8 protein-coding genes are annotated in these 7,144 nt (G+C 63.0%); 3 read left to right on the forward strand and 5 right to left on the reverse strand.

Annotated elements, in window-relative coordinates:
• Window positions 1-50: 50 nt before the first annotated feature.
• On the forward strand, window positions 51-1,880 hold the full coding sequence (locus MAXJ12_RS08525) for a peptidoglycan L,D-endopeptidase MepK (protein ID WP_008835415.1): 1,830 nt from the start codon (window positions 51-53) through the stop codon (window positions 1,878-1,880).
• 241 nt (window positions 1,881-2,121) lie between these two features.
• Here MAXJ12_RS08525 and MAXJ12_RS08530 read toward each other — a convergent pair whose 3' ends face one another.
• The 3 genes from MAXJ12_RS08530 to MAXJ12_RS08540 all read right to left on the reverse strand — a co-directional run bounded on the left by MAXJ12_RS08530 (window position 2,122) and on the right by MAXJ12_RS08540 (window position 4,626).
• Window positions 2,122-3,195, reverse strand: a complete 1,074-nt coding sequence (locus MAXJ12_RS08530) for a helix-turn-helix domain-containing protein (RefSeq protein WP_040585446.1) — start codon at window positions 3,193-3,195, stop codon at window positions 2,122-2,124.
• Between the two features lie 10 nt (window positions 3,196-3,205).
• Window positions 3,206-3,820, reverse strand: coding sequence for a hypothetical protein (locus MAXJ12_RS08535; protein WP_008835417.1), 615 nt, complete (start codon window positions 3,818-3,820; stop codon window positions 3,206-3,208).
• A 146-nt stretch (window positions 3,821-3,966) separates the two neighbouring features.
• Window positions 3,967-4,626, reverse strand: coding sequence for a TetR/AcrR family transcriptional regulator (locus MAXJ12_RS08540; RefSeq protein ID WP_040585468.1), 660 nt, complete (start codon window positions 4,624-4,626; stop codon window positions 3,967-3,969).
• Window positions 4,627-4,799: 173 nt separating this feature from the next.
• On the opposite strand from MAXJ12_RS08540, the gene MAXJ12_RS08545 reads away from it, so the two are divergent.
• Entirely contained in the window at window positions 4,800-5,165 is a 366-nt protein-coding gene (locus tag MAXJ12_RS08545) for a VOC family protein (RefSeq protein WP_008835419.1), read from the forward strand.
• Between the two features lie 68 nt (window positions 5,166-5,233).
• Window positions 5,234-5,770 carry a GFA family protein gene (locus tag MAXJ12_RS08550; protein WP_040585448.1) on the forward strand — a complete coding sequence of 179 codons (537 nt, stop codon included), beginning with the start codon at window positions 5,234-5,236 and terminating at the stop codon, window positions 5,768-5,770.
• A gap of 21 nt (window positions 5,771-5,791) precedes the next feature.
• Here the strand turns inward: MAXJ12_RS08550 and MAXJ12_RS08555 are convergent, their stop codons facing one another.
• Both MAXJ12_RS08555 and MAXJ12_RS08560 read right to left on the reverse strand, forming a co-directional pair.
• Window positions 5,792-6,433: a 2-dehydro-3-deoxy-phosphogluconate aldolase gene (locus MAXJ12_RS08555; protein WP_008835421.1), complete on the reverse strand. Its 642-nt coding sequence runs from the start codon at window positions 6,431-6,433 to the stop codon at window positions 5,792-5,794.
• 74 nt (window positions 6,434-6,507) lie between these two features.
• Window positions 6,508-7,144: N-acetylmuramidase family protein (locus tag MAXJ12_RS08560; RefSeq protein ID WP_008835422.1), on the reverse strand; the 637-nt coding region annotated here is incomplete at its 5' end.

Below are 7,144 nucleotides of genomic sequence, written 5' to 3' on the forward strand. Positions count from 1 at the left end.
CGACCCGGCGACTCGTATCGACCGGCTGGCCGAAATGGCTTGCAGCTTTCATGCTCGCCCTCAGCTTTCTCATGATGGCGGCGCCCGTCGCCAGCGCCGAAACGCGGACGCTTAAGCTCTATTACATCCACACCAAGGAAAAGGCCGAGATCACCTTCAAGCGCAACGGGCGCTACGATCAGTCCGGCCTCAACCAGATCAACCGCTTCCTGCGCGACTGGCGCCGCAACGAGCCGACCCGGATGGACCCGCGCCTGCTCGACCTTGTCTGGGAAACCTACAAGGCGGTCGGCGCGCGCGACTATATCCACGTCGTTTCAGCCTACCGCTCGCCCGCCACCAATTCGATGCTGCGCAAGCGCTCCAAGGGCGTCGCCAACAAGAGCCAGCATATGCTCGGCAAGGCGATGGACTTCTACATTCCGGGCGTCAGCCTGAAGAAGCTGCGTGACACCGGCCTCAGGGCGCAGGGCGGCGGCGTCGGCTATTATCCGCGCTCGGGCTCGCCCTTCGTCCACATGGATGTCGGCAATGTCCGCCACTGGCCGCGCATGAGCCGCAGCGAACTCGCTTCCGTCTTCCCGAATGGCAAGACGCTGCATGTGCCGACCGACGGCAAGCCGCTGCCCGGTTTCGAGACGGCGCTGGCTTCCTACAAGGCGCGCAGCAAGAGCGGCGCCACGGCGCTGGCGCTTGCAAGCTCCTCCAGCAGCAGCAAGCGCACCAATCTCTTTGCGGCCATTTTCGGCGGCGGCGCGGACGAGGAAGAAGAGAGCAGCGGCGAGGTCGCCGTCGTTGCGGCCGCAAGCTCGCGGGCCGAGAAGCCCCAGCCCGCCAGGAAGGCCGTGGCGGAACAGCCGCAGCCCCGGCAGGCTGACAAGAAGCAGCTGCCGGGCATTCAGATCGTCTCGCCCGACCAGGCGCAGCGCACCGAAATTCCGCAGGTCGCCGAGGCCGAGGAGCCGCGCGAGGAGACGCCCGAAACCATTATCGCCGCGCTGCCCGCGCGCAGCGTTCCGGTGCCGATGCTCGCGCCGCGTCCCGACGCCGAGGTCGACCTGACCGTCGCCGCATTGGCCGAAGCCGAACAGGTTCCGTTCGGAGCCGCAGCAGCGCCACTGCCGGAGGAAGCGCCTGCCGCCACGGCCGAGCAGGTTCCGTTCGGGGCCGCAGCAGCGCCGTTGCCGGAGGAAGCGCCTGCCGCCAAGGCCGAGCTTGCCCTTGGCATCCCGCTGCCGACGCGCCGTCCCGATTACGCCCCGCCGGCTGCGGTGCTCGCCAAGGCTGATGTCGCGACCGCTCCGGTCCTGCTCGCCATGGCCGCTTCGGACGAGGGTCCGATGAGCTCATTCGCGCCGTTGCCGTCCGGCCGTCCGAGCGACGCCGACGCCGTTTTCGACCTCGCCGCGGTTCCCGCCGCGCGGTCCGAGCCGGCCAGCACAGGTGCGGTCCCGGCCGATTCGAAAGCCGCGCTTGAAGCGGTCATCAAGTCCAACGGCGCCCGTGTCGCCGCACTCGCCACGACGACGCCGCGTGCGGCCGTCGCCAGCCGTCCGGCTGGAACCGACGCGGCTTCGGCGCTGGATTCCGGCGTCAAGACGACGCGCAAATCGCCGCGGCCGAGCGCCCGCGACACCAGGCCCGATCCGAAACCGGTGGTGGTAGCCGCTCAGCCGCAGGCCGCGCGCTGGGTGCTGCACAGCGACTATGTCACCACGGCCGGGCAGAACACGACCGCGCCGTCCTTCGCCTACAACATCGTGCGAACCGCGCCGCGCGCTGTCTATACCGCCGGCTTCCAGCAGGACGACCAGGTGGCAGACGCCAACCGCTTCTCCGGCAAGGCCGTCAAATTCCTGTCGGTCGCCCGCTTCCAGTAGCGGCGGACGCAAGCTGAAAAAGCGCCCGTCTCCGGCGCTTCAGGACTGGTGACAAACGTTGCCGCTCCAAACACCGTCATCAACTCTGAGCGTGCTGTTCATCTGTGCATCGAGGGAAGCGTACACTGATTGGCGCCGTGCTCGTCATTCCGGGGCCGCGGAGCGGAACCCGGAATCCAGAGCGTCGGCACTGAAGAAATGAGATGTGTCCGATGCGATTTCAAAGCACACGAAACGTCAGCTATTTGATAGCACGAATAGCGCTTGGCGCATTTCGCTCAGGACGTTGATCTGCACCCGCAAGGTTCCAGATCAAGCCCTCTAGCTCATCAAGCGGAAGATGCAGGCTCGCTGCGATGTCATTCTTTGTGGTTCTTTCTGACCAGAGCTGCGTAAGAACCTTGTGCCAGATTGGCGACGTTTCTCTCTCGATCCCGTTCGGTTCGCCGAGTCTGTAGCCTCTCTTGCCGAGTTCGATACAAATTGACTTGTACTGCCAGTCCGAGACCAATCGAAGAGTACTCAGGCGATACGCCATCGCCATTGCGGAAACACGCCATCGGAACTTCCCCCGCAAGACAGTGTCTATCGTGACCATCCGCGAAACTCGTGCCTTCACATCTCGCGCAGGCATAAGGAATGCAGACGCGAACCGGTCTGCCTCACGCTCTGCCGACCGCGTCTCCTTCGGATCGCCATGCTTGTGCATGACCAGATGGCCTAACTCATGCGCCGCATCAAAGATGCTGCTCTCGGCAGTCTTGAAATTATTCAGGAACACGTATGGCTTGCCATCGCGCCAAAACGAGAAGGCGTTCACCGATGCCGTGTTTTCTGAGAGCGAGAAGATGCGAACCCCATTGGTTTCTAGGAGCGCGAGCAAGTTGCCAATCGGTCGCTCACCCAATCCCCAAAATTGCCGCAACGAAAATGCTGCGGCCTCTGCGTCCGTCTCGTAACTCAGGTCTAAGAGGTTTGGTGCCGGTAGGCTGAACCTGTCCTCCACCCAAGCGCTTAGTTGTAACCCGAGCGATCCAGCCGCAACGGCCGCGTCTCGTTCGCGAGCACTCATCTTGGAGAAGCTCCGGAAGCTCACCGCGCCAGTGTCGATGTCTTCTGGATCAGCGTCATAAAAGAATGCTGCTGGATAGCCGAGTTCGCGAACAAATTTTGCGACTGTGGCGTCATCGGGTTCATGGCTTCCCGCTTCGAGACGCGAGATCGTGTCCTGAGCCAAGCCAGTTTTTTCGGCCAATGCTTTTGCTGTCAGCCTACGCCGTTTTCGGGCAAGGTTGAGGCGCTTGGGATTGAACATGCTGCTACCGTTATCGGCGGGCGACCTGAGGGTCGAAGTCGTTCGCCACGTCGTCGTTGTTGCTAAGAAGGATGTCGCCCTCTTCGCTTCCGCCCTTGGAGAGATAGATGCGCTCAATGGGACTACGAAACTTGCCGGCCTTTACCACGGGGCGGGTCAACTCAGACGCGCCAGCATCATCCATCATGAGATAATAGAGCGCTACTCCGTCCGCCGGCTCAGGTGCATAGCGGGGCAAATCGTCAAATAGCATTGCGCCGCTTGCTCGCTCAGCCCCAGGCCCTTTATTTGAGCGCGGCTTGGGAACGTGATCGTCCTCGCAGGCGAGATCGACATTCGAAAATGCCACTTTGATTTTCAGAGTATCGTTTTGAATGCCTTCGACACCATCCGTCCTATCTTCTACCCACATGCCACCGACGAACTCGTTTCGAATGGCCCAAACGCCATGCTGATAGGCGAACGTCCCGGCGGCATTTACTGGATGGAACGGCGTGGCGTTTGACCGTTCATGAATCGCAACCGCGACTGCGGCGAGAAGCTTCGCCCGGGAAAGACCCATCTGGCTCAGCCGCAGGTCAACGTCCCATTGGTCGCGGTAGATTTTCGTTTCTACTAAAGGCATAAAACGACTCCTTGTCGATTTTTCTAACCAACAAGTTGGTCGAAAAAATCGACAAGGTCAAGGTTTATCGGACGATTACCAGCACTTTTCCGCAGCCAACTTGCGGGCGACCTTCGCGTGACGCCCCGTCACCGCAATAGCCACAGTCACCGCCTGCCATACGCCGCGAGGAACACGCGCACACCTTCCTTCGCATGCCGGCGAAGCTCGGCCGGCTTCGGTATCGCCTCGTCGCCCAGCAGCATGGCCTGGTTCAGCGGGGCGGACATGACCAGCCAGTTGAAATGGGAAGCGGCGACCGCAGGGTCGTCGATCGTGAGCAGACCGCGTGCCGCGAGCCGTTCGAACATCGCCCCGAGTGTCGCCAATGCGCGCGCCGGCCCACGTTCGTAGAGCACCCTGGCCAGTTCCGGAAAGCGGCTGACCTCGCCGATCACCAGGCGGCGCAACTGCATGATGCGCGGCGTCAGCACCACCTTCAACTGCCGGTACGCGCAGTCGACGAGGTATTCCGCCACATCGCCGCCTTCGTCGAGCTCGGCCACTTCGTCGCGCACAACGTCTCCCGCATTGTCGGTCATCGAGGTCACGATCTCGATGAAGAGCGCCTCCTTGCTCGCGAAATGCTTGTAGACGGTCTGCTTCGACACCCCTGAAAGCGCTGCGATCTCGTCCATGTTGGCGCCGAGATAACCGCTCTTCAGAAACACCTCCGTGGCCGCGTCGAGGATCGCCTTGCGCTTGCGCGCGGAGCGGTTCGGGGCATCGGTTCCCTCCTGTGTTTTTGATGAAGCCAGATCCGCCACGAAAACCGCCAATCTCTGAACCAAACTCCGATTGACTCTATGGTACTGGACAGTCTAGTTTTGCGCAACTGCGGTACTGGACGGTCCAGTTTGCATTCCGATGTTCAGCAAGAGGAGGGAGCGCGCAGGCAATTCGTCGCCGTCGCCCTTGGAAACGAGCAGGAGAACCCACCATGCACATACAATTCGCCGAGCTTCCCGTGTTCGATCAGGATCGCGCCAAGAAGTTCTACACCGACCATTTCGGCTGCGAGGTCGCCGCAGACGCTCCGATGGGCAAGGACGGGTGGCGGTGGATCGAACTCAAATTCCCGGGCGCCGAGACGGCATTGCATTTCGTCAGGCGCAACGACGACGCGCCATCGGCGGAGCCGGTCCTGGTGCTGGTCGACGACGATGTCGAGGCGACCGTCAAATTCCTGAAATCGAAAGGCGTGGAGATCATCACCGAACCGCAGGAGGCTCCGTGGCAGCCGGGACGCACGGTCGCGGAATTTCGCGACAGCGAGGGCAACCGGCTGGTGATCGGCAGCAGATGAGCCGGCCGCCCGAAGGTCCATGCGCAAGCATCCGGCCACCTGTCTCAAATCGCGGAGCATGATGCAAAATGAGCGGAACTACGATTATCGGATGCAACTGCGGACGGACGCGCCTGGAAGTGCTGGGAGCACCGATCCTTGTGTCCGAATGCCTGTGCAACAGCTGCAGGGCGGCTGCGGATCGTCTAGCGAGCCTCCCCGGCGCAAGGAATATCCTTACATCCTACGGCGCGACGCCTTGTGCGGAATATCGCAAGGATCGCGTCCGGATCCTGTCCGGCGCGGAGCACATGAGTGAATTCCGGCTGTCCGCCGATGCGGGTTCGCGGCGCGTTGTCGCGACCTGCTGCAATACGCCGGTGTTCCTGGAGATGAAGGGCGCGCATTGGCTGAGCATCTATCTGCATCTCTGGCCGGACGAGGCGCGGCCGAAAGCCGAGTTGCGCACGATGGCAGGCGACCTGCCCGATGCTTCCAAGCTGCCGGACGACATCGCCAATCTGAAAAGCCACACCGTGTCCTTCTACGCAAAGCTCCTTCGGGCGTGGATCGCCATGGGATTCCGGAATCCCAAGATCGAAGTGATGGGGAAGATCGTCGCCTGACGACGTCGAAAATCGAGAACGTCAGCCCTTGCGCAGTGTCGCGGCTTCCCGGGCCAAAGCCTCGATGGCGTCCCATTTGCCGGCTTTCACCAGGTCGTCGGGCGCGACCCACGAGCCGCCGACGCAGATCACGTTGGGCAGGCCGAGATAGTCCCTGGCGTTGCCGGCGCTGACGCCGCCGGTCGGGCAGAATTTCATGCCGCCGAAAGGCGAGGCCAGCGATTTCAGGAACGCTGCGCCGCCTGCCTGCTCGGCCGGGAAGAATTTCAGGAAATCGAGCCCGGCTTCTCGCGCCGTCATGATCTCACCCGGCGTGATCGCGCCAGGCAGCAGCGGCACCTCGCTGCCGCCCGCGGCGGCCAGCAATTCGCGCGTGACGCCCGGGCTGACGATGAATTTCGAGCCGGCCGCCGCCGCTTCGTCGAATTGGCGCGCATCCAGTATGGTGCCCGCCCCGACGATAGCCTCCTCGACCTCGCCCGCCGCCCGGCGGATGCATTCCAGCGCATCCGCGGTCCGCAGCGTGATCTCGATGACGCGCAAGCCGCCGCGGGCAAGCGCCCGCGCCAGCGGCACGGCGTCGGCGACCCTGTCGATCTTCAGCACAGGGATCACCGGCTGGCCATCGAGGAGCGACAGGAGTTTTTCAGTCTTGCTGGCCATTTGCGCCTTCTGCCGTTCGGGATTTCAGCCGGGATTAGCAGAAGCATCCCGCCAAGTCCACGAAAGCGGGCCGCTCAGCCCCGCCCGAGGAAGCTTGAAAATGTCCGAGCAAGTCTGTTCCAGAAGCGCGGCTTCACTGGCCTGGCCGCCTGCGTCTTCGTCGGAATCGCCGTCGCCGGAAGCGCTTTCCTGGCAGGGCTTTTCGGGATCCTGAGCGTCGTATTTCTTTTCTCCGGCAAGGGCTCGCCGGATTCAGCACGGAAGCGGTGGTAAGCCGCTGCTAACTTCCTGTGGTAGCCGTAGCGCCGGTATTGCGGCCCGTTATAGCCACGCGCGAAGGCTTCCCAGTCGCGCCTGCATACCGCCGCTGCAAGCCCGGCCTTTTCGATGTAGCGCGCCATCAGCCGGACCTGCCCGGCGACGCCGCAGCGCGCCTCCGCCACCAGCGCGTCGACATCGGCATAGCCGAGCCAGGCCCAGTGCGCGCCCATCACCTGGCCGATGCCCCAGGACACGCTCTCGTTGGCGGCCTTGGCGTCGATCGCGCAAGCTTTTTCGAGAAGCGCCCAGCGTCCGGCCTGCGTTCTCGGATTGGCGACTGCGCCTGCCGACGGCGAGGCGAGACCGTCCGTCCGCGCACGCTGCCGGTTTGCCGGCGACAGCCGCCGGTCGAAATAATGGCCCTCGAAACGGATTAGCGGCTCCCGGCTG

The sequence above is a fragment of the Mesorhizobium alhagi CCNWXJ12-2 genome (genome assembly GCF_000236565.1).
GTDB classification, from domain to species: domain Bacteria; phylum Pseudomonadota; class Alphaproteobacteria; order Rhizobiales; family Rhizobiaceae; genus Allomesorhizobium; species Allomesorhizobium alhagi.